At 60.3% G+C, this 19,331-nt stretch carries 23 protein-coding genes; 7 read left to right on the top strand and 16 right to left on the bottom strand.

Annotated elements, in window-relative coordinates; all coding sequences use genetic code 11:
- Positions 1-51: 51 nt before the first annotated feature.
- From HX815_RS14030 to HX815_RS14000, 7 genes are all read right to left on the bottom strand, one after another.
- Positions 52-1,104: an alpha/beta hydrolase gene (locus tag HX815_RS14030; RefSeq protein WP_008432604.1), complete on the bottom strand. Its 1,053-nt coding sequence runs from the start codon at positions 1,102-1,104 to the stop codon at positions 52-54.
- Between the two features lie 48 nt (positions 1,105-1,152).
- Positions 1,153-2,097, bottom strand: a complete 945-nt coding sequence (locus HX815_RS14025) for an alpha/beta fold hydrolase (protein WP_173406085.1) — start codon at positions 2,095-2,097, stop codon at positions 1,153-1,155.
- A 121-nt stretch (positions 2,098-2,218) separates the two neighbouring features.
- Positions 2,219-2,992 carry a carboxymuconolactone decarboxylase family protein gene (locus HX815_RS14020; protein ID WP_003209734.1) on the bottom strand — a complete coding sequence of 258 codons (774 nt, stop codon included), beginning with the start codon at positions 2,990-2,992 and terminating at the stop codon, positions 2,219-2,221.
- 228 nt (positions 2,993-3,220) lie between these two features.
- The gene (locus HX815_RS14015; protein WP_008432610.1) at positions 3,221-3,688 is read right to left on the bottom strand and encodes a cupin domain-containing protein; all 468 of its coding nucleotides are present in this window, start codon (positions 3,686-3,688) and stop codon (positions 3,221-3,223) included.
- Positions 3,689-3,750: 62 nt separating this feature from the next.
- Positions 3,751-4,743 (bottom strand): aldo/keto reductase, encoded by a 993-nt coding sequence (locus HX815_RS14010; protein ID WP_177028429.1) that lies wholly within the window; start codon positions 4,741-4,743, stop codon positions 3,751-3,753.
- A gap of 24 nt (positions 4,744-4,767) precedes the next feature.
- Positions 4,768-5,358, bottom strand: coding sequence for a flavodoxin (locus HX815_RS14005; RefSeq protein ID WP_102605912.1), 591 nt, complete (start codon positions 5,356-5,358; stop codon positions 4,768-4,770).
- A complete protein-coding gene (locus HX815_RS14000) occupies positions 5,355-6,344 on the bottom strand; it encodes an aldo/keto reductase (protein ID WP_003209745.1) in 990 nt (329 codons plus the stop codon). The genes HX815_RS14005 and HX815_RS14000 overlap by 4 nt, the downstream gene beginning before the upstream one ends.
- A gap of 316 nt (positions 6,345-6,660) precedes the next feature.
- On the opposite strand from HX815_RS14000, the gene HX815_RS31660 reads away from it, so the two are divergent.
- Together HX815_RS31660 and HX815_RS31655 are read left to right on the top strand one after the other, a co-directional pair.
- Positions 6,661-7,254 (top strand): phospholipase D family protein, encoded by a 594-nt coding sequence (locus HX815_RS31660; protein ID WP_256351102.1) that lies wholly within the window; start codon positions 6,661-6,663, stop codon positions 7,252-7,254.
- A gap of 187 nt (positions 7,255-7,441) precedes the next feature.
- Complete coding sequence (locus HX815_RS31655) at positions 7,442-7,969, top strand: hypothetical protein (RefSeq protein ID WP_256351101.1); 528 nt, start codon at positions 7,442-7,444, stop codon at positions 7,967-7,969.
- 217 nt (positions 7,970-8,186) lie between these two features.
- Here the strand turns inward: HX815_RS31655 and HX815_RS13990 are convergent, their stop codons facing one another.
- Together HX815_RS13990 and HX815_RS13985 are read right to left on the bottom strand one after the other, a co-directional pair.
- Positions 8,187-8,516, bottom strand: a complete 330-nt coding sequence (locus tag HX815_RS13990; protein WP_032899015.1) for a DUF6124 family protein — start codon at positions 8,514-8,516, stop codon at positions 8,187-8,189.
- Between the two features lie 358 nt (positions 8,517-8,874).
- A complete protein-coding gene (locus tag HX815_RS13985) occupies positions 8,875-10,101 on the bottom strand; it encodes an MFS transporter (protein WP_003209751.1) in 1,227 nt (408 codons plus the stop codon).
- 320 nt (positions 10,102-10,421) lie between these two features.
- On the opposite strand from HX815_RS13985, the gene HX815_RS13980 reads away from it, so the two are divergent.
- Positions 10,422-11,681 carry a serine hydrolase gene (locus tag HX815_RS13980; RefSeq protein ID WP_177028428.1) on the top strand — a complete coding sequence of 420 codons (1,260 nt, stop codon included), beginning with the start codon at positions 10,422-10,424 and terminating at the stop codon, positions 11,679-11,681.
- A 135-nt stretch (positions 11,682-11,816) separates the two neighbouring features.
- On the opposite strand, the gene HX815_RS13975 is transcribed toward HX815_RS13980, so the two are convergent.
- From HX815_RS13975 to HX815_RS13965, 3 genes are all read right to left on the bottom strand, one after another.
- Positions 11,817-12,626 (bottom strand): AraC family transcriptional regulator, encoded by an 810-nt coding sequence (locus HX815_RS13975; RefSeq protein ID WP_177028427.1) that lies wholly within the window; start codon positions 12,624-12,626, stop codon positions 11,817-11,819.
- Between the two features lie 5 nt (positions 12,627-12,631).
- The gene (locus HX815_RS13970; RefSeq protein WP_177028426.1) at positions 12,632-13,171 is read right to left on the bottom strand and encodes a YbhB/YbcL family Raf kinase inhibitor-like protein; all 540 of its coding nucleotides are present in this window, start codon (positions 13,169-13,171) and stop codon (positions 12,632-12,634) included.
- A 101-nt stretch (positions 13,172-13,272) separates the two neighbouring features.
- Positions 13,273-14,136: a LysR family transcriptional regulator gene (locus HX815_RS13965; RefSeq protein WP_177019879.1), complete on the bottom strand. Its 864-nt coding sequence runs from the start codon at positions 14,134-14,136 to the stop codon at positions 13,273-13,275.
- A 114-nt stretch (positions 14,137-14,250) separates the two neighbouring features.
- On the opposite strand from HX815_RS13965, the gene HX815_RS13960 reads away from it, so the two are divergent.
- Entirely contained in the window at positions 14,251-14,859 is a 609-nt protein-coding gene (locus HX815_RS13960; RefSeq protein ID WP_003215589.1) for a LysE family translocator, read from the top strand.
- Positions 14,860-14,876: 17 nt separating this feature from the next.
- Here HX815_RS13960 and HX815_RS13955 read toward each other — a convergent pair whose 3' ends face one another.
- Positions 14,877-15,449, bottom strand: coding sequence for a helix-turn-helix domain-containing protein (locus tag HX815_RS13955; protein WP_177008665.1), 573 nt, complete (start codon positions 15,447-15,449; stop codon positions 14,877-14,879).
- A gap of 309 nt (positions 15,450-15,758) precedes the next feature.
- On the opposite strand from HX815_RS13955, the gene HX815_RS13950 reads away from it, so the two are divergent.
- The gene (locus HX815_RS13950) at positions 15,759-16,622 is read left to right on the top strand and encodes a sensor domain-containing diguanylate cyclase (RefSeq protein WP_008434731.1); all 864 of its coding nucleotides are present in this window, start codon (positions 15,759-15,761) and stop codon (positions 16,620-16,622) included.
- Here the strand turns inward: HX815_RS13950 and HX815_RS13945 are convergent.
- Together HX815_RS13945 and HX815_RS13940 are read right to left on the bottom strand one after the other, a co-directional pair.
- A complete protein-coding gene (locus HX815_RS13945) occupies positions 16,619-17,245 on the bottom strand; it encodes a LysE family translocator (RefSeq protein ID WP_177022092.1) in 627 nt (208 codons plus the stop codon). The genes HX815_RS13950 and HX815_RS13945 overlap by 4 nt on opposite strands.
- Before the next feature lie 95 nt (positions 17,246-17,340).
- On the bottom strand, positions 17,341-17,967 hold the full coding sequence (locus HX815_RS13940; RefSeq protein WP_102368774.1) for a glutathione S-transferase family protein: 627 nt from the start codon (positions 17,965-17,967) through the stop codon (positions 17,341-17,343).
- A 145-nt stretch (positions 17,968-18,112) separates the two neighbouring features.
- On the opposite strand from HX815_RS13940, the gene HX815_RS13935 reads away from it, so the two are divergent.
- Both HX815_RS13935 and HX815_RS13930 read left to right on the top strand, forming a co-directional pair.
- Positions 18,113-18,274: a DUF2986 domain-containing protein gene (locus tag HX815_RS13935; protein WP_008434728.1), complete on the top strand. Its 162-nt coding sequence runs from the start codon at positions 18,113-18,115 to the stop codon at positions 18,272-18,274.
- A 46-nt stretch (positions 18,275-18,320) separates the two neighbouring features.
- Positions 18,321-18,851 (top strand): hypothetical protein, encoded by a 531-nt coding sequence (locus HX815_RS13930; protein ID WP_102605919.1) that lies wholly within the window; start codon positions 18,321-18,323, stop codon positions 18,849-18,851.
- A gap of 62 nt (positions 18,852-18,913) precedes the next feature.
- On the opposite strand, the gene HX815_RS13925 is transcribed toward HX815_RS13930, so the two are convergent.
- Entirely contained in the window at positions 18,914-19,330 is a 417-nt protein-coding gene (locus tag HX815_RS13925; RefSeq protein ID WP_008434724.1) for an addiction module antidote protein, read from the bottom strand.
- Between the last annotated feature and the right edge of the window lies 1 nt (position 19,331).

Below are 19,331 nucleotides of genomic sequence, written 5' to 3'. Positions count from 1 at the left end.
TTATTCCATGAAAGCAGGTCGCGCACGGATGTGCGACCCTTGGCGCGCTGATCACAAGGTGCGTGCGTAAAAATCCGTCAGTTTGCCGATCGCCGCATCGACATAACGCGGCACCCAGTAGGTTTCAATGTGGGTGGCGCCATCGATGATGAACACTTCCTTGTCGGTGGTGCCGGCGGCTTTGGGAAACGCATCCTGAGTCATGTACAGGCTGTCGGCCTTGCTGCCGGCGATCATCAGCAACGGTTGATTGATCAACTCGATATGGTCGGTGGCGTCGAAACGCATCAGGTCAATAAGGCTGCTGGTGGTGTATTTGAAGGTCGAGTTCGGGTGCGCGTGGGTTTTCCAGTAGTACTCATAGCCTTGGCGATACAGTTCGAAAGGCAGTTTGGCAGTCTGCTCATCGGTGAGGTTGGCATCCCCCGTATACAGCACCGCGCCCCCCGCTGCTTCTTGCGCGCGGGCTGCTGATGCCTGTTGCAAACGTTGCTGGATGCTGTCCAGTTGCGAGTCGCTGTAGCCGTTGCGGCGTACTCGACCCGAGTTGAACATGCTCACCGTTGCCAGGGATTTGAAGCGTTTGTCGGTTTGCGCCGCCGCCAACGAATAACCACCGCCGCCACAAATGCCGAGCAGGCCCAGACGATTGTCATCCACGCCAGCGAACTGGCTGATGAAATCGGCCATGCCGTGAATGTCTTCGATGCGATACGCCGGTTTATCGATGCTGCGCGGCTGACCACCGCTGGCGCCCTGATAGGCCGCATCGGCCGTGATGGTGATGTAGCCCTGTTCGGCGAGGCGCTGGGCATACAGACCGGCGACTTGCTCCTTTACGCCGCCATTTGGATGCGCAACCACCACGGTCGGGTAGGTCTTCTTCGCGTCGTAGTTGGCAGGCGTGTAGACGTTGGCGGCGATGTCCAGACCGTTGAGCTTATAGCTGACCGGGTGGATGTTGACCCTGCCCGGTTCGTTGCGGGTGATCGCGCCGTCGTAGGCGAGGGTGAATGGGTTCTTCTTGTAGTCGGCGGCCAAGGCTTCGCCTGCCGAGAGGCCGACCAATGCCGACATGAACGTGGCTTTGAGGGTGTTCTTCACGTGAAGCTCCTGAGCAAAAAAAGGACGGCAGTTGCGAAAGTATTTGGGTCAGTCCAGCTGTTTTTCTTTGAGGAACTGCGCGACCAGGTCAGCGATCTGCACGTTGTTCAGATCCGACATGGGGAAATGGGTATTGCCGTGAATGCCAATCTCCGGCAGGTGTATCAGTCGCACATCACCGCCATGGCGATTGACCGCGTCACGCCAGAGCCGGGCCATTTTCAGGCGTGCGCGCCAACTGTCCTGAGCGGGCAGATCGACTGCCTGTTCCGGGATGTTGTCGCCGTACAGGATCAGAATCGGAATGCGCGTCAGTGCCATGAATTGCTCCATCGGCACCGCTGCGCCTTGCACCGTGTCGAACGCGCTGGGGATCGGCGCCGGCACTTCACCGTCAGCAAACACGAAACTGCTGCCCGGTTCGAACGCCACGATGGCTTTGACCTTGTCGTTCTTGATCGCCGTCAACCAGCCCGGCCCGCCGCCCTGAGAATGGGTAAACAGGATGCCGGGGCCGATTTTGTCGAACAGCGCCGACACACCATCGGAGACCACGCCCATGTCAAACGGCCCGGTGTTCGGTGTCATAGCCCTGAAAAACTGCTCGCGGGTCTGGGCGTCCTGTGCCACTTGCACGCCGTTGAAGTAGCGGGGCCAAAGGCCGATACGGAACTGGTTGAACCACAGTTGTTCGTCCGGCACAGGCTTGATGGTAGTCTCGACCATGCTGCGCCCGGCATCACCACGCCGGGGTTGATCGATCAGATAGACGCCGTAGTGGCGGCGCAGAAAGATGTTCTGAAAACCCTCGCGACCATCGGCGGTGGTTTCCCAGGTCTTGGAAAACTGACCTGCGCCGTGCCACATGACGATGGGCAGTTTTCGCGCGTCCACCGGGATTTGATAGAAGGCGTAGGCGTGGTCACCGTGGTAGGTCTGACCGTTGGGCGTCATCGGTTGGCGCGGGTTGAAGGTGCCCGGTGCCGTGGTCATCGTTCCGCCGGCGGCGAAGCTGCCTTGTTTCTGGATCAGCAGCGGGCCTTCGGAGTGGTTCGCGCAGGCCGCCAACAGGCTCAACAGCATGACGCTCAGCAGACGTTTTGCAGTTCTCATGTCACTTCCTCGACGCCGCGAGGGCTTGGACCAGCGCTGCGTTGGCCCGCTCGGCAGTCTGTGCATCGCCATGCTTTTTCAGCAGTTCGGTGACTAGGTGCAACTGTGCTGCGCTGAGCCCGACGCGCAGGCTCGCCGCCATGTGCGAGCGCAACTGAGGCTCGACCCCCGGCGTCGCTGCCAGCGCTCCGACAGTCGCCAATTCGCGACTTTGCCAGTCGAGGTTGTCGCGCTCGAAGATGTCGCCGAACAGGTGCGTTTGCAGGAACTGGTTGATCACTGGGGCGAACTCGAACACCGGGCCTTTGACCGGGGCGCCGGAGATTTTCGTTTGATTCGCCGTACCCGCTGCCAATAGCTCATCCCCCACCGGTATCACCCGGCTCGGCTCACGCCCCGGCGCATCGTCAAGGCCGCGTTGTTTGCGCGCCTGCACCACGGTCATCAATTCATTCAAGGCGTTGAGGCTGCGCGGGAAGCCGACGTAGGCGTAGAGCTGCACGAGGACTTCGCGGGTTTCGCTAATGGTCAGGCCGGCATCAAGCCCTTGGTTGAGCGCCGTGTTGAGGTTGGGCATGTCGCTGGTCGCCATGAACGCCGCGATCAGTGGAATGGCTTGTTGCTGGCTCGACAAGCGGGCTGCGCTGGCGGGTGTGCTGGTCATGGTGGGCGAAGCCTCGGCTGCTTGAGTGGTGACGCTGAACATCGCCCCGACGCTCAGGCAGAGCGCCATGAGTGTGGGGAGGGCAGTGCGGTTGCGGGTGTCAGTGATCATCGTGAAGGGCTCCATCCATTGCGGGGCGCTGCGGTGTTGCTGGATCGTAAGGAGGATGGTTGTGGCGATTAACCCCGAAATAGCGCATGGACTCATGAGCAGAACTCATGAGTCGACGTGCGATAACCGCTGGAATCCCGGTGCGGGCAGGTTGTTACGGGGCATTGAGGTTACGTGGCGGTTCGCCGCGAACGTGCCGGTCGAGCAGCTTCGACACATTCCGTAACTTTATTGGCCGGCGTATTGCGCCTCCGAGACCTGCTCCGCCCAGGTGACGGTCTTGCCATCCTCGGCTTCAGCGATGGCGATGTGGGTCATGCCGTTGCTGGCCGTGGCGCCGTGCCAGTGACGGGTGTTCGGTGGAATCCAGACAGTGTCGCCCGGATGGATCTCCTGACGCGCGCCACCCTCTTGCTGCACATAGCCGACGCCGGCAGTGACGATCAGCGTTTGTCCCAGCGGATGGGTGTGCCACGCCGTGCGTGCGCCGGGTTCGAAGGTCACCGTGCCGCCACCGATGCGCGCGGGCGCTTCACCTTTGAACAGGCCATCGACGCGTACAGAGCCGGTAAAGTTTTCCGCTGCGCCCTTGATCGAAGGCTGGGATCCGTTCGGCGTAACGCGGATTTCGCTGGCGGCCTGGGACTCTGCCGCCATCAGTGACAAAGCAACGAGTGGCGCAATCAATCGGTTCATCGGATGAGTTCTCCGGTCAGACAGAGAAAGCGACGCCGCACATGGCGCCGCGTCGGGCAGACTCAGAGTCCGGTCATTTTCAGTGCCGACTCCGGCAGACGTTCGCCGTGCACCCGAATCTGTGCCATCTGTTCGTTGATCACGCGCAGATCGTCGCCGTTCAATTGCAGCTCGACCGCGCCCAGGTTTTCTTCCAGGCGATGCTGTTTGGTCGTGCCCGGTATCGGCACAATCCACGGTTTCTGTGCGAGCAACCAGGCCAGTGCCACTTGCGCCGGCGTGGCGTGTTTGCGTTGCGCGACGGTTTTCACCACATCGACCAACGCCAGATTGGCCCTGCGCGCTTCAGGGGAAAAGCGCGGGACGAAATTGCGGAAATCGCTCGCGTCGAACTGCGTGTTCTCGTCGATCTGACCGGTGAGGAAACCGGCGCCCAGCGGGCTGAACGGTACGAAGCCGATCCGCAGTTCTTCCAGCACGGCTAGCAGTTCCAGCTCCGGGCCACGCCAGAACAGCGAATATTCGCTTTGCACCGCCGTGACCGGTTGCACCGCGTGGGCCCGGCGAATAGTTTCCACACCCGCTTCAGAAAGGCCGAAATGCTTGACCTTGCCCTCGGCGATCAGATCCTTGACGGTGCCGGCCACGTCTTCGATGGGCACCTGGGGATCAACGCGGTGCTGATAAAACAGGTCGATGCAATCGGTGCGCAGACGCTTCAACGCCGCTTCGGCCACGGCGCGTATATGCTCCGGGCGGCTGTTGGTGCCGCCGCCACGTGCGCCGGTGATCAAGTCGATATCGAAACCGAACTTGGTGGCGATGACGACCTGCTCGCGGATCGGCTGCAAGGCCTCCCCCAGCAGCTCTTCATTGGCGAACGGGCCATACGCTTCGGCGGTGTCGAACAAGGTGACGCCTTGCTCGTGGGCCGAACGAATCAGCTTGATCATGCTGGCTTGGTCGGCTGCCGGCCCGTAGGCCGACGTCATGCTCATGCAGCCAAGACCCAAGGCGGACACTTCCAGGCCATTACCCAACGTGCGGATTTTCATGGAGTTACTCCGTACAGAATTCGATTAGTGCGTGAGAGGGTGATCTTTCAGCCAGCCGTTCACGCGTTCCATGGTCTTGCGCTCCTGCTCACCCTCCATCACAAAACCTTCCAGCACTTTGGCCTTCGGCGCATGCTTGACCAGCACACGGCGGCTGTTGCCCAGGCCATATCCACCATGGGTGTTGAAGGGGATGAGGGTCTTGCCGGTCAGATCGTGGGCGCTGAGGAATGCGCGCACGATCGGCGGGGCGGTTTCACCCCAGATCGGAAAGCCGAGATAGATCGTGTCGTAGTCGCTGAGGGCGTGAACCGTGTTTTGCAGCTCGGGTTCGAAGCCACTGTCACGTTCCTGGCGCGCCTGTTCCACGGTTTGCAGATAGTCCTCGGGGTAGGCGTGGGCGGGGCGAATCTCGAACAGATCGGCACCCAGTCCACGCTGGATCAGCCCGGCGACCACGCGGGTATTGCCCGAGCGCGAGAAATACGCGACCAGAATCCGCGAGCCCGAACGCGGTGTTTCACTGGCGCCTTGCGCGTCGGCGAGCGACAGCAGCGGGGCGCTGGCCAGTGCGGCGATGACCGTGCGCCGCAGCGGATCGTGATCGGTACTCATCGACCGACGCGCGCCTTGAGAGCCTCGGGATAGCGCTCGCCTTCGATGCGGATCTGCGCCAGCGCGGTATCAATGGCCTTGAGTTCGGCAGCGTCGAGGGTGATGTTCGCGCCGCCGAGGTTTTCTTCCAGGCGATGCAGTTTGGTCGTGCCCGGAATCGGCACAATCCACGGTGCCTGCGCGAGCAGCCAGGCCAGCGCGATCTGGGCCGGTGTCGCTTGTTTCTGCGCAGCAATCTGACGGATCAACACCACCAGACCCTGATTTGCCTGCAGCGCCGACTGGCTGAAACGCGGGACGATGCTGCGGAAGTCGTCACTGCCATAAGTGGAATCGGCCGACACCGTGCCGGTGAGAAAGCCTTTACCCAATGGACTGAACGGTACGAAGCCGATGCCCAGCTCCCAAAGGGTCGGCAGGATTTCCAGCTCAGGCTCGCGCCACCACAGCGAGTATTCGCTTTGCAGCGCCGTGACCGGCTGTACCGCATGGGCGCGACGAATGGTTTGCGCGCCTGCCTCCGACAGGCCGAAGTGCTTGACCTTTCCTTCGCTAATCAGGTCTTTCACCGCCCCGGCAACGTCCTCAATCGGCACGTCCGGATCGACGCGGTGTTGGTAGAGCAAATCGATGTAATCGGTCTTCAGTCGACGCAACGAACCCTCGACGGCTATTCGAATACGTTCGGGCCGGCTGTCCAGAGCCTGTTTTGTATTGTCGGTGCCGACGGCGAAGCCGAATTTTGTAGCGATCACAACCTGGTCGCGAACTGGCGCCAGCGCCTCGCCGACTACTTGCTCATTGATATAGGGGCCGTAGAATTCGGCGGTATCGAAGAACGTGACGCCTCGTTCAACGGCTGAGCGGATCAGTGCGATGGCTTGCTCGGTATCCGTGGCCGGGCCATAGCCATGGCTCAGACCCATGCAGCCGAGGCCGAGGGCGGATACTTCGAGTGAACTGTTGCCGAGTGTGCGTTTGTGCATGTTGATCTCCCGTTGGGCGTGGGGAGACAGTAAGCGCGCTAACGACTGAGGACTAGACGGGTAAATCGGCAAGGCTTCATGAGGTTTGCTCATCAGTCCCGGAAGAGGGGCGGTGGCGACTGTCGAATGAAGGCTTGCCTCACGGTAGGCCATCACCGCTCGTACACAAAAAATCTGACACTCTCTTGATCGTTCGCTTTTGGCTGTTCTCTGCCGATCAAGGTTACAGCCTGTGATGGTCAGCTGCGCCGGCGGTATACTGGAGGGATTCCAATATACCCCGCGCCTCGCGCCCAGGCAGACCAGGGACGGTTGAATGATCCGCATCAGAACCAATTTGGCTCCTCGATGGAATCGGCAGATCCGAGAAGCCACCACGCCTCTGACAGTGCTGTCCCCCTACATCACAGAAAACAGCACGCTTAAGCTCTTGGCCAACAAGCAAGCAACGTTTTACACACGGTTCGAGGTAAGGGACTTCGTCTGTATGGCGTCAACAATCGCTGCCTTCAAGCTGTTGCTCATCAACAAGTGCACGATTTACGAGGTGAAGGACCTTCATGCGAAAGTCATCATGGACGAGGCTGACTTCGTCACACTTGGCAGCCAGAACCTTACCTTCAGGGGGGCCTCGAAAAATAAGGAGTTGAGTGTTTGTTTCGATAACAGTAAAGCCAATTCTTGTGAGCGAGTTCGGAGCGTGGTCAATGATTGGATTGACGACCCGGATCTGGAATTGATCGACTGGGCCAGGGTGTTGCGGATGGAGAAGGATGTTCGCTTAGCCAAAAAGGCTTTCGAAGAATTCAACGAAGCGATGTCCAAGATTCAGGGTAAAGCCGATACCTACCAAGCGAGTCCAGGTTGCTCGGGATCAGCAGGAACAAGAGAGAGCTGCACGAAAGGCTAAGAACCTAGCTGCAATTGGTGCTGCCGTTCGGTCTGGCGCACCTTCCGGCACGAAATACACCGGAACAGTAAAGCCATCTGAGGGCTCTGCACGACTGAAATTTGATGCGAAGGTTGACCTGCTCCAGTGGACCAGGAAGAACGGCATCGTGCTCCCCCGGATGATTAAGTCGAGCCGTTGCCTATGCGTGCTCAATCAACAGAAGGTCGGCTGGGCAAGGCTTGCGAGCCAACAAATCACGAAATTCGCTCAAAGCATGACCATTGGTGGGATTCTGCCTAAACCGTTCGATCGGGTGGATGTGACACTCTCCGTCACCCCAAAAGATCTTGCTCGGGCGCCTTCCGACACGACTCTTGTTGCCATCTTGAAGAACGAGAACGGGACCGAACTGTGCATGGTCCCGGTTCTCTACTCAATCGACGAGATCAGCGTTCTCGACACGCTAGGACCCAAGCGAAAGCCGTCGGGTAAAAAGCTCAAGCCAATCGAGCAGCTCAGAACCGATCTGAAGAGGTGGATTGATAGCAATAGGGCTGACTTTGAAAGCCTACTGAGCCGCCACATCACCAGTACTACCCCTCTGAAGAAACGGCTCGATGGGGTCAACGCGGATGTGTTTTTTGAGGGAATGGATACGGTGGTCGATGTGACAATGGTCTTTAAAGGGCGCAACGGTACAAAGCCCATTCTTGTCGCGACCACCAGAAGCTGAAATCCCACACCTGCCTGACATCAGTGGAGTGTCCGTTTGGAGTCGAAAACGGCGTTTCGTAATGGCGGCAAATGGCCTGAAACCGCTATTGAGCGCAGCATGAGCGGCGACTTACTCAACTAAAGCGGCATCGTCGTCGCTGAGCCGCCGTAGATGCCTACAGCGCCTCGGCGATCAGTCGATTGAGCTAGTTGAGTAGCCTGGACAGCGTCCGGTTTCAGCTAGACGGCACCTCCCGATCCATCAACTTACCCATCAACAGCACCCCCAACTCACTGAGTTGATGAATAGCCAACGCCACATCACGGTCTTTCCCGCTCAGCTCGTCCGACAGATCAAGCAGCAACGCGCTGACCGAGGCAAAGGTTTCATAGCTATTGGTAATCAGACTTTCACTGCTGGCATCAGCAGCCACACTGAACAGCGCACCCGACGGCGGGGCGGTTTTGGCGGAGGAGGGATTGAGATAGTGATCCAAGGCACGTTGCGCGGCTTGGTTGAGTTTCAAATCGGGAGATCCCGGAGGATTCGGCGTTACCTTGAACATCGTTAAGTTCCTTGCTCGGGCTTCCACCCCGTTGCTACTAAACGAGGGGGTGGCAGCTGTACGCAGGTTAGTAGACCGGGGGAACCTAACAAAAACCGGCGCGCCCGAGGGCGCCCTACGCACAGCCACCATCAAGCACAGACAAGGACGTCCGACAGATGAAGCTCATGCACACGTTAGGTTGAACCTCGGGCTACTAAACCCGATCACTGAGGTTTCAGCGACCGAGCAACCTTAGAGACCCCAACCCAGGTGCACAAGCCGGCGGATTCTGACGCAACTGTAGGCAATGGAGCAAGGTGCGGCGCTCACTGCCTCCAGCCACGGGACTGAATTCAATCAGTCCCGTTTTCCTCGATTAAGCAGGCTGAGCCGCCAGGCTATTACTCACCTTGCGCCCCAACACCAGCACCGTCACAAACCCGGCGCCCACCAACGCGGTCGCCAAACTCAACAGCACCGAAGTGCCCATCTTGTCGACAATCTGCCCGCCAAAGAACGAGCCCACGGCAATGATCACCTGAAACAACGCGACGAACAGCGGCATGCCACGCTCCACATCCTTGGGCGCAACCACAAACATCCAGATACTCGCACACGCCGGGAAGGCACCGAAAGCAAAGCCCCACAGTGCGATCAGCATTACTGCGCCGCTCATGCCGGTGGCGAAGTAGGGGAACAGGGCGGTGCTGGTGCCGATCATCAGCGCCACCAGCAGCAAGGTGTGGCGCACGCTGCGGTTGGCGGCAAAGCCGGCGAAGACGTTGCCCATTACGCCGGCCACGCCGTAGAGCAGCAGCAGGGAGCCAATGGTCGGGCCGTCGAAGCCGGAGCTGTTTTTGAAGAACGGCGCGACGTAGGTGTACGCGGCAAAGTGGGCCAGGCCGATCAGCAATACGGCGATCAAGCCAACCCGTGCTTGTGGGTTGATGAACAGGGCCGGCAGGTCGGCGATGCGAATGGCTTTTTCCGGTTCGAGGCGGGGCAGCAGGAACATCTGCGCCAGCAGTACCGGGATGCCCACCAGCGCGGTGACGAGGAAGGTCATGCGCCAGCCCATCAGGCCGCTCAGCCAGGTGCCGACGGGTACGCCGAGCACGGTGGCCAGGGTCACGCCCATCATGATGATCGAGGTGGCTTTCGCGACGCCCACGCCCTTGGGCGCCAGGCGGCCGCTGAGGGCGATGGCGGTGGCCCAAAAGCCGCCGATGCTGATGCCCAGCAGTACGCGGCCGAACAGCAGCAGGCTGAAGTCGCTGGCGTAGGCCACCACCATGTTGGCGATGATCATGATCAGGGTCAGGCCGATCAGCAGGTAGCGACGGTCCATGGCGCCAATGCCCACCGACAGCAACGGGGCGGCGAGGGCGGCCATGATGCCGGGCAGGGTGACCATCAGCCCGGCGTGGCCGGCGCTGATGCCGAGGTCGGCGGCGACGTCGTTGAGTACGCCTACCGGCAGGAACTCGCTGGTGACCAGGGCGAAGGCGCCTACGGCAACGGAAAGAATCGCCAGCCACTGCTGCAGGACGGTTTGTTGATTATGTTCGGGGAGGCCGCTAGGGGCCCGGCTTGCGCTTGGCATGGTGTTGGGTTCCGGGAGGAGATTTCGCCTGCGGGCAGACGGGAGGGAGAAAGTGGAGGCGATTATAGGAATGGGTTTTGGTAAGCCAATAGGCGACCGGTTCGATAGTAATCATCAGTCTCGTTGATAAGACTGCCTGCGTAGAGCGTTCTCTTCCGTGTAGACCCTCTCGATTGCCCATGGCCCGACTCCGCGCGTAATCCGGCCCGATCCCGCGCGCCAGAAAAAATCCCCCGCTGCATCCTGAGCCTCGGCATGTCGGTTTTTGCTGATGTGCCGAAGCGTTTCAAGGCCGATCAAACAATAATAAAGAGGTGCTTATGCCCGTGCTTCATCGCCCTTCATCCCCGGTTGAACGCAGTGCGCTTCATGTGTTGGTGTGTGCGTCGACACTTGCGCTGTCGTTAACCGCCTGCGCGGCCACCCCGGATCCCGCGAAGCCTTATCCCCATGCACAGGAACCGATCGGCGACGTGCAGGCGATCTATGACGGCAGGCTCAGCGAGGACTTGGCCGTCACTACCTTCCGTAATACCGACCGGTTGTTCCCGACGCGCACGATCAAGGCGGGCGGCCATCCGTTCCCGTTACCCCGCAGCAGCCAGCCACTTGGGCCGGTTGCCTTTGACTACAAAGGCAAGCATTACAGCCTCGATGACTACGTGGCGATCAACCGGGTAACCGGGCTGTTGGTGCTCAAGGACGGCAAGATCGTCGATGAGCGTTATGAAAAAGGCAACACCGCCGACACCCGGTGGATGTCGATGTCGGTGGCGAAGTCCATCACCTCGACGCTGGTGGGCGCGGCGCTGCAGGACGGCGCCATCAAGAGCCTGGATGACAAGGTCACCCGTTATTTACCCGCGTTGGCCGGTAGCGGTTACGACCAGGTCACCGTGCGGCAGATCCTGTCGATGCGCTCCGGGATCAAGTGGAACGAGCAATACACGGACCCTACCTCGGACGAGCGCCACTTGATCAAACTGCGTAGTGAACAAGTGCCCGGGTCGCTCCTCAAGTTCATGGCCAGCCTGCCCACCGCCGCGCCGCCTGGCACTCGCACCAACTACAGCACCGGTGAAACTCAAGTGTTGGGGCAACTGGTGAGCGCTGCGGTGGGCAAGCCACTGACGCAATATCTGAGCGAGAAGATCTGGGCGCCTTACGGCATGCAAACCGATGCCAAGTGGTGGCTCGACGGCCTCAATGGCAATGAAGTGGGCGGCAGCGGTATCAGCGCGACGCTTGAGGATTACGGGCGTTTTGGGCAGTTCGTGCTTAGCGGTGGCAAGGCCGGTGGGCAGCCAGTGTTGCCTGAAGGCTGGTTGAGTTTTGCCAGCGCGACTACCGGTTCAGATGCGGCGTACGGTGACTTTGCGTCCATGTGGTGGCCAGGTTGGACCGACGCTTCCAAAGCGGATAAAGCCTTTACGGCGGCCGGTACGTTTGGTCAGTACCTCTACATCAATCCGACCAGGAATGTGGTGATTGTGGTGTGGCAGGCGCAGACCAAACCCACGGGTGGCAAGGTGATCGACGATATGTTTGCCTTTGATGCGGTTGCCAAAGCGCTTCAATAACCGCGAAGTACCTGTGGCGAGGGAGCTTGCTCCCGCTGGGGCGCGCAGCGGCCCCAAAAAAATGGGCCTGCTGCGCAGTCCAGCGGGAGCAAGCTCCCTCGCCACAGGTGACGGGCTACTCAGCGAGTGTGTACCTCACATCGCCGCCCGCAACGAGCGCGGTGAAAGCCCATAATGTGACTTGAACCTCACCGCAAACCGCGACGCCGACGCATACCCGCACGCACTGGAAATCTCCCCGATGGAATCCCTGGAGGTTTGCAGCTGTTGCAACGCCGCCCCCAGCCGAACATTTTCCAGGATGGCCCTGAAGCTCGCATCCTCATTGGCCAGTTGCCGACGCAACGTCGATTCCCCCAGATTCAACTGCTGCGCGACCGTGGCAACGGTCCAGTCCCTGGACAGGTTGCTGCCGATCAACCGCTGCACGCGTTCACTCAAGGGGTCGTTGCGATCCATCAGCAACGGTCCCGCCTGGCCGGCCAGGCACAGGCAGAGCAACACGGCCTCGCCATAGTGGGTGCACAGGGCCGACGGGGCGCCGGTGCTCAGTGCGGTCAGCAGTTGGTCCCAGGCTTGTCGGGTCTGTTTGTCCAGGCGTACGCACAGGTCGGCATGCATGCTGCCCTTGAACTGCGCGCCATACCGGGCAACGAAGTTACGCAACACCGGCACCGGAAACGACACCACGTCGGCGATGTAGTCACCCTGGGCACCGGGAAAATTGGTCACCCCAAGCTCGCGGCCTGCCGGCAGTAGAATTAGGTGCTGTGGGCCGGCGCGCATTTCGCGCTCATCCCACTGCATCAGTTTTTGCCCCTGTCGCACGCGGCACAGGGCGGTCATGAAGATCGGCACGCGTTGCAGGGTATGGTGTTGCCGGGCCCTGATCACGCAGCTTTCGATGATGCTTTCCCGGTGCCGCAGACCTTCGTGAACATCCATCGTGACTAGCGTCCGTAAGGGGCCGTGATTGTGGCCTTGGCCAAGCTGTTGGCATTGAGCATGTAGCCGACCAGGGCGCCGCTGGATTGATTGTCGATCGGCAGGGTGTCGACTTTCAACGCCCACACGGTGAATTGATAGCGATGCGGTTTATCACCCACGGGCGGGCAGGCGCCGCCGAAGCCGGGTTGGCCGTAGTCCGTGCGGCCTTGCACCGCCCCGGCTGGCAGGTGGGTGCCCACGTTACTCGGCAGGCTGGAGACGGTGACGGGCAGGTTCACCACCGTCCAGTGCCACCAGCCGCTGCCGGTCGGGGCGTCGGGATCGTAGACGGTGATGGCGAAGCTTTTGGTACCCGCCGGGGCGTTGGCCCAGGACAGGGCAGGGGAGGTGTTGCCGCCGCTGCAGCCGAAGCCGTTGAATTCCTGCAGGTGCGTCAGCGGGCGTTGGTCGGCAATGTCCGGGCTGTTGAGTGAGAAGCTGGCGGCGTGTCCGCTGGCGGCCATGATCAGGGTGATCGCGGGGGCAAGTCCTTTGAGTTTCATTGCGGTGATGTCCAGGCGTGGTTTGAGCCTTGATCCTAAACAGCGCGTAGGCACGGCACTGCGCCGAAGCGCTCGATGATTGTGCCGAAACGCTCTGCCCACTAAGGCTGAGCCCTCAGCGTCCGGATGATGAACGCATGCAGGCTATTGACCGCCTTGGACCCGCGGGACGCCCGGCTACGCAGAATCGAAACCTCCATGGGCTCAATGCTGCCCAAACCGTGCTCGTCACCGAGTACCTGAAGCGAATCCTGCACGGTGCATTGGGTAATCGCGGCAATCGCGAGCCCGCCCTCGACGGCGGCCACCTGGCCGGCAAGGCTGGAGCTGTTGTACACCACCTTGAACTCGCGGCCTTGCTGGGTGAGTGCGTTCACCGCATACCGCCGGGCGAGGCTTGCGCTTTCGTAGACGGCGATGGGGATCGGGTCGCGCCGCCACAGTTCGAACTGCGGTGAACCTACCCATACCATGGGCTCCTTGAACAGGAAGGTGCCGCTTTGGGGCGAGTCCCGAGACACCAGCGCCAGGTCAAGATCGCCGCTGCGCAACTGCGGGATCAGCGTGGTCGACTGTTCACAGGTCAGTTCGATTTCCACACCGGCGTAGCGCGGCGAATAGCGCTTGAGCAGCGGCGTGAGGTACCGGGCCGCGTAGTCTTCGGCAACGCCAAGGCGGATGCGCCCGGTCAGCTCTTCACCATGAAACGCCGCCTGGGTTTCAGCGTGCAGGGCGAGCATGCGCCGGGCGTAGCTCAGCAGCGTCTGGCCATCGGCAGTCAGTTGCAGGTGCCTCGGGCCGCGACTCAAGAGCTGTCGTCCAAGGGCGGCTTCGAGTTTCTTCATCTGCATGCTGACGGCGGACTGCGAGCGGTTGACCTCGTGGGCGGCGCCAGACAACGAGCCGGCATCCACCACGGCCACAAAGCATTTGAGCCAATCGAGTTGCAAATCGCTGGCGGGCATCGCGCTTACCTCTATTCGTTAATCGAATGGCTAAGGCCTGAATTATGCGCTTTTCATGGTCGCTTGTTCACCCGCAACATTCTGCCTTGAACCAACATCTTCTGGATCGGATCCATGCCCTTTGATACCTGGTTGCTTTACCTGGTTACCTGCTTCGGCATCTCGGTGGTGCCAGGGCCCAATGCGTTATTGGCGCTGACCCACGGTGCGCTTCACGGCAGCCGCAAAACGCTGTTCACCATCAGCGGCGGCGTGCTCGGTTTTGCGATTGTGCTGGCGCTGTGTGCGTTGGGGTTGGGTGCGCTGATCCAGGCATCGGCCAGTTTGTTCACGGCCTTGAAGGTGGCGGGTGGGCTGTACCTGATCTGGCTGGGCTTCGGGCTGTGGCGGGCGGCACCGGTCAGCCTTGAGGCGACCGGCACCACCAGCTCGCGGAGCTGGCCGCTGTTCCGCCAGGGGCTGGTATCGGCGATCTCGAACCCCAAGGCCTTGCTGCTGTTCACCGCGTTTATTCCACCGTTCCTGGACCCGCACCGGAGCATCGTTGCGCAGACGCTCACCATCGCCCTGACCTACGCCGTGGTGGAGTTCATCGTCGAGTACCTGGTGGCCAGCGCCGCGCACCGGGTACGGCCCTGGCTGGCGCGAACCGGGCGCCGATTCAATAAAGTCTGCGGCGGGTTTTTTGTGCTGTTCGGGTTGGCCCTGCCTATCCATGCCTGAGGGCACATCCCCGCGGCTTAGGGATGTTCGATCACCATCACCGCCGTGGTATCCGCCTCAAGTGCTTCGAACACATGGGGCGCATTCGCCAGGTAGCTGATGTAGTCGCCGGCGTGCAGCAGCACAGGCGCACCGGCCGGGCCGATATTCGCGCTGCCGCTGCACAGCAGCACGTGCTCGACGGTGCCGGCAGGGTGGGGCTGCGACAGGCGCGCGTCGCCCGGCTGTACCTTTAGCCGGTAGATATCGCGACGCACGCCCGTCGGGCAATCCGCAAGCAGTGTGGCCGCGTAGTGGCCGGTTTCGGTATAGGTGGTCAGGCCCTCGTTGGCGCGAATTACCCGCAGGTGTTGCTGGGGTTGTTCGAAGAACCGGGTCACCTGCAAGCCCATCGCCGTGGCCAACGACCACAGGGTCTCGATGCTGGGGTTGCCGATGCCGGACTCCAGCTGGGACAAGGTCGACTTCGCCACGCCTGCGCGTTTTGCCAGTTCAGTCAATGAAAGCCCCGCAGCCTGGCGTTCACGCTTGATCGACAGGGCCAGCAGGTCGATTCGGCTTGGATTGAGATTGTTCGTTATGTCGGTCATTTGTTCTTCAAATCATCCATAAATGGGTTGACGCTTTGTCGCCGGGTGTTCAGCATAGCAATCATTCGTTCATTATAAAAACCGAGTGTCGAATGATCTGGTGCGTGTTCCACCTCTGCGACCATTGGCCGTGGCTGCTCTGGCGGGCGCTCTCCTACGACCTTGAAGGGTGGCGCAGCCTGCTGGTGGCGACGCAGTTGGCGCAGCAACATTGCCGGGGGCTATTCTGCGGGCCGCTATGATTCCTTTTCGCCATCCTTCGGGATCGGGCTATGATCGCCCAATCCGAACCAGACGCTCCCCAGACCTATGCCCGTTGACCTGCAAGCCCTCTATCCCAAACTGATCCACTTGATGCTGGATACGGTGTTCGTGGTCGACAGTGAAAATCAGATCGTGTTTGTGAGTGATGCCTGCGAAGCGCTGCTGGGGTACCGCGCCGAGGAACTGACCGGCACCCTGATCACCCACTACATGCACCCTGAAGACCTGGCCCGCACCCGGGCGTCGATTGTGCGGGTCATGAATGGCAAGCCCCACGTCGACTTCCGCAACCGCTATATCCGCAAGGATGGCAGCGTGGTGCACATTCTGTGGGCGGCCTTCTGGTCCGAGGAAGTGGGGGCGCGGATCGGTGTTGCGCGGGACGTAACCGCCCTGACGCAGGCGGAGGAAGAGCTGCGTTTCCTCGCCCATCACGACCCGTTGACGGCCCTCACCAATCGCTCGCTGTTCAATGACCGGTTGGACGAGGCCCTGCAAGCCGCCCACCACCACAAAAGTCCTCTGGCCTTGCTGTTTCTGGACGTGAATGACTTCAAGGCCATCAATGATGTGCACGGGCATGCCGTGGGCGACCGCGTGCTTTGCGTGATTGCACGACGGTTGGAAGGGTGTGTGCGTGAGAGCGACCTGGTGGCCCGGATGGGCGGGGATGAATTCACCGTGCTGCTGACGGATATTCAGTCACCGGAAGCCGTGTCGGCCAAAGTGCAGCAGATAGTTGCGGTGATGACCCAGCCCCTGAGCGCTGAGTTTGGCGCGGTCAAGATGCCGTCCTGCAGTATCGGCGTAGCTTTTTACCCGGCGGATGGGGCAGATGCCGACAGCCTGCTCAGCCACGCGGATGGTGAGATGTACCGGGTTAAAAGGCAGCGGTTTGCAACCGATTAACGCTGCTGGAAAGCAATCTTCAGCCCCAATCCCATGAACAACGTCCCAATGATCTTCCCCTCCCAACGGCGCAGCCTTGAAAGGCCCACCATCCATTGGCTCAACGGACGAATCGCCACCGAAATCAGCGTGGTGTACACCGCACTGAGCCCCGAGAAGATCAACCCCAACACCGCGAACTGCGCCAGGGAAGAACCCGATTCCGGGTGAATAAACTGCGGCAGGAAGGCCAGGAAGAAAATCGCGGTTTTCGGGTTCAGCACTTCGGCACCCACCGCCTGGAAATACGCCTGGGTCGAGGTCACCGTGGGCAGGTCTTTGCGCGTGGTTACGCCAGGCTTGGCCATGAAGGCGCGTACGCCCAGGTAGATCAGGTAGCAGGCACCGACGATTTTGACCACGTTGAACGCCACGGCCGAGGTCATCAGGATGGCCGACAGGCCGAGCGCCGCGCACAGCGTATGGATCAGGTCGCCCGAGGCCACCCCCAGCCCGGTGGCAATCCCGACCTTGCGCCCACCCTGGAGGGTGCGGGTGATCACCAGCAGCACGGCTGGGCCGGGAATCAGGAAAAGGCCGATGACCACGGCGACATACGTCAGGATGGGGGCGAGTTCGAACATGCTGTGTTATCTCAATGCCGGATGCGTCCTACAGTAATCCTCATCCCGGGGATTAACGCAATACAGATGAACACCCGCCGAAACCGCCTGGCCTTTTACTTCGCGAACGCGTATGCGCCACCCTGTTCCAGCGCCTTGCGATACGCCGGCCGTTCCTGAAAGCGTTGCACCCACGCCGCCACATTCGGGTAGGCCTGCAGCTTGCCCTGAGCCCGGGCGATTTCGCCGATGAAGCTCATCTGGATATCCGCGCCGGTCAATTCGTCACCCACCAGGTACGGCGTGAGCCCCAGTGCGTTGTCCAGATAACCCAGGTAGTTCGCCACCTCGGATTCGATACGCGGATGCAACGGCGCACCCGCGTCACCCAGGCGCCCGACGTACAGGTTGAGCATCAGTGGCAGCATGGCCGAACCTTCGGCGAAGTGCAGCCATTGCACGTATTCGTCATAGGTGGCAGTGGCCGGATCCGGTTGCAGGCGGCCGTTGCCATGGCGGCGAATCAGGTAGTCGATGATGGCGCCGGACTCGATCACCACGTGGGGACCGTCTTGAATCACTGGTGATTTGCCCAGGGCATTGATCGCCTTGAGTTCAGGGGGCGCGAGGTTGGTTTTCGGGTCGCGCTGGTAGCGCTTGAGCTCGTAGGGCAGGCCGAGTTCTTCGAGCAGCCACAGGATACGTTGCGAACGGGAGTTGTTGAGGTGGTGGACGATGATCATGGTGGCTCCGCTGGGCGAGAATAGAGGCGTATAGGGACAGACCGCGGTGGCGCTGTGGAGTGCCGTGAATTAAATCTGCTTCGATAAAGGCATGAAAGATGGATAATCACGCCGGCAAGCACTGATTACACACCGGATAGAAAACATGAATCGTCAAAAAAAACTACAGCAGCTGTTCAAGGCCAAGGCCAAAAAGGCCAGCGCCAAATTGGCACCGGCCAAAAAGGATAAATACATCAGCAAAGCAGACCGATTGAAGCTGGCTGCCGAGTCCGGTGATGAGCCTGTTGTTACCTCTGAGAGCTGATCCAGAAGGCCTAAGCATTACCTGATAGGGAATCGTCGGAAAAACCATGAACACTGCTCAACTCGCGATTCAGCACTACATACTCGCCAAGGACGGCAACCGCCCGCATTTGCTCAGCCGGGCGTTTGTTCCCGAGGCAATCCTGGACATGGTGGTGCGCACCGGGTCCATCTCGTTTCCGCCCCACGTCGAAGGGGTGGGCGGCATTGGCGATGTGCTGGTGAGGCGGTTCGGGCAGACCTTTGAAAACGTCTATACGTTTTGCCTGGGGCAGCCACCCGAAGCGGGGGCCAAAACCTATCAGTGCAAATGGCTGGTGGGGATGTCCGACAAAAACTCCGGCGAAGCCCGGGTTGGGTGTGGGGTGTATGAGTGGCAGTTCAGTGTTGAGTCGGGGCTTGTTGAAAAGCTCACCATCACTATCGAGCATATGAAGACGCTGCCCGCTGCGGATTTGGGGAGCGTCATGAAGTGGGTGTCAGGTCTGAGTTACCCATGGTGCAACTCGGAAGCAGCAGTGAGCGATGCTCCCGATATTGACGCGATGGGCGAGGTGATCCAGTACCTCACTGTCTGACGGCGACTCAATGCGCATCAACGGCACCAGCAACACGGCCACAACAAAACACACAGTGATGATCACGAGCGCGTCTTCGCTGCAGGCTTGGCGGCTGAAACGGGCTTGCCAGCCCTTGGATCAACGGGTTTTGAAGTGACAGCCAGCGCTGTTACCGGTTGTACGGTGAGTTCGACACCGATTGCGGTCATCAGCTTCCTTATGGTCTCAAATCGCGTTTTCGAGCCGGCTTTCAGCACCTTATAAAGGCTTTCACGATTGACCCCCGCATCCTTGGCGACCTTATTTACGCCTTTGGCTTTTGCGACCTCGGCCAACGCATGAATAAGGCCCTCGGTATCACCGGTTTTCAGACTTTCAGCCAAATAGGCCGCCATTGCTTCCGGGCTATCGAGAAAGCGCGAGGCTTCGTAATGAGTCGTACCCGTCGTGTCGAGGCTGAGGATTGGCATCTCCTCGGGATTGAATTTATCGCTCATA

This window comes from Pseudomonas sp. E6002 (assembly GCF_013385565.1).
In the GTDB taxonomy this organism is placed as follows: Bacteria; Pseudomonadota; Gammaproteobacteria; order Pseudomonadales; family Pseudomonadaceae; genus Aquipseudomonas.
This window is presented reverse-complemented; position numbering and strand designations above follow the sequence as displayed.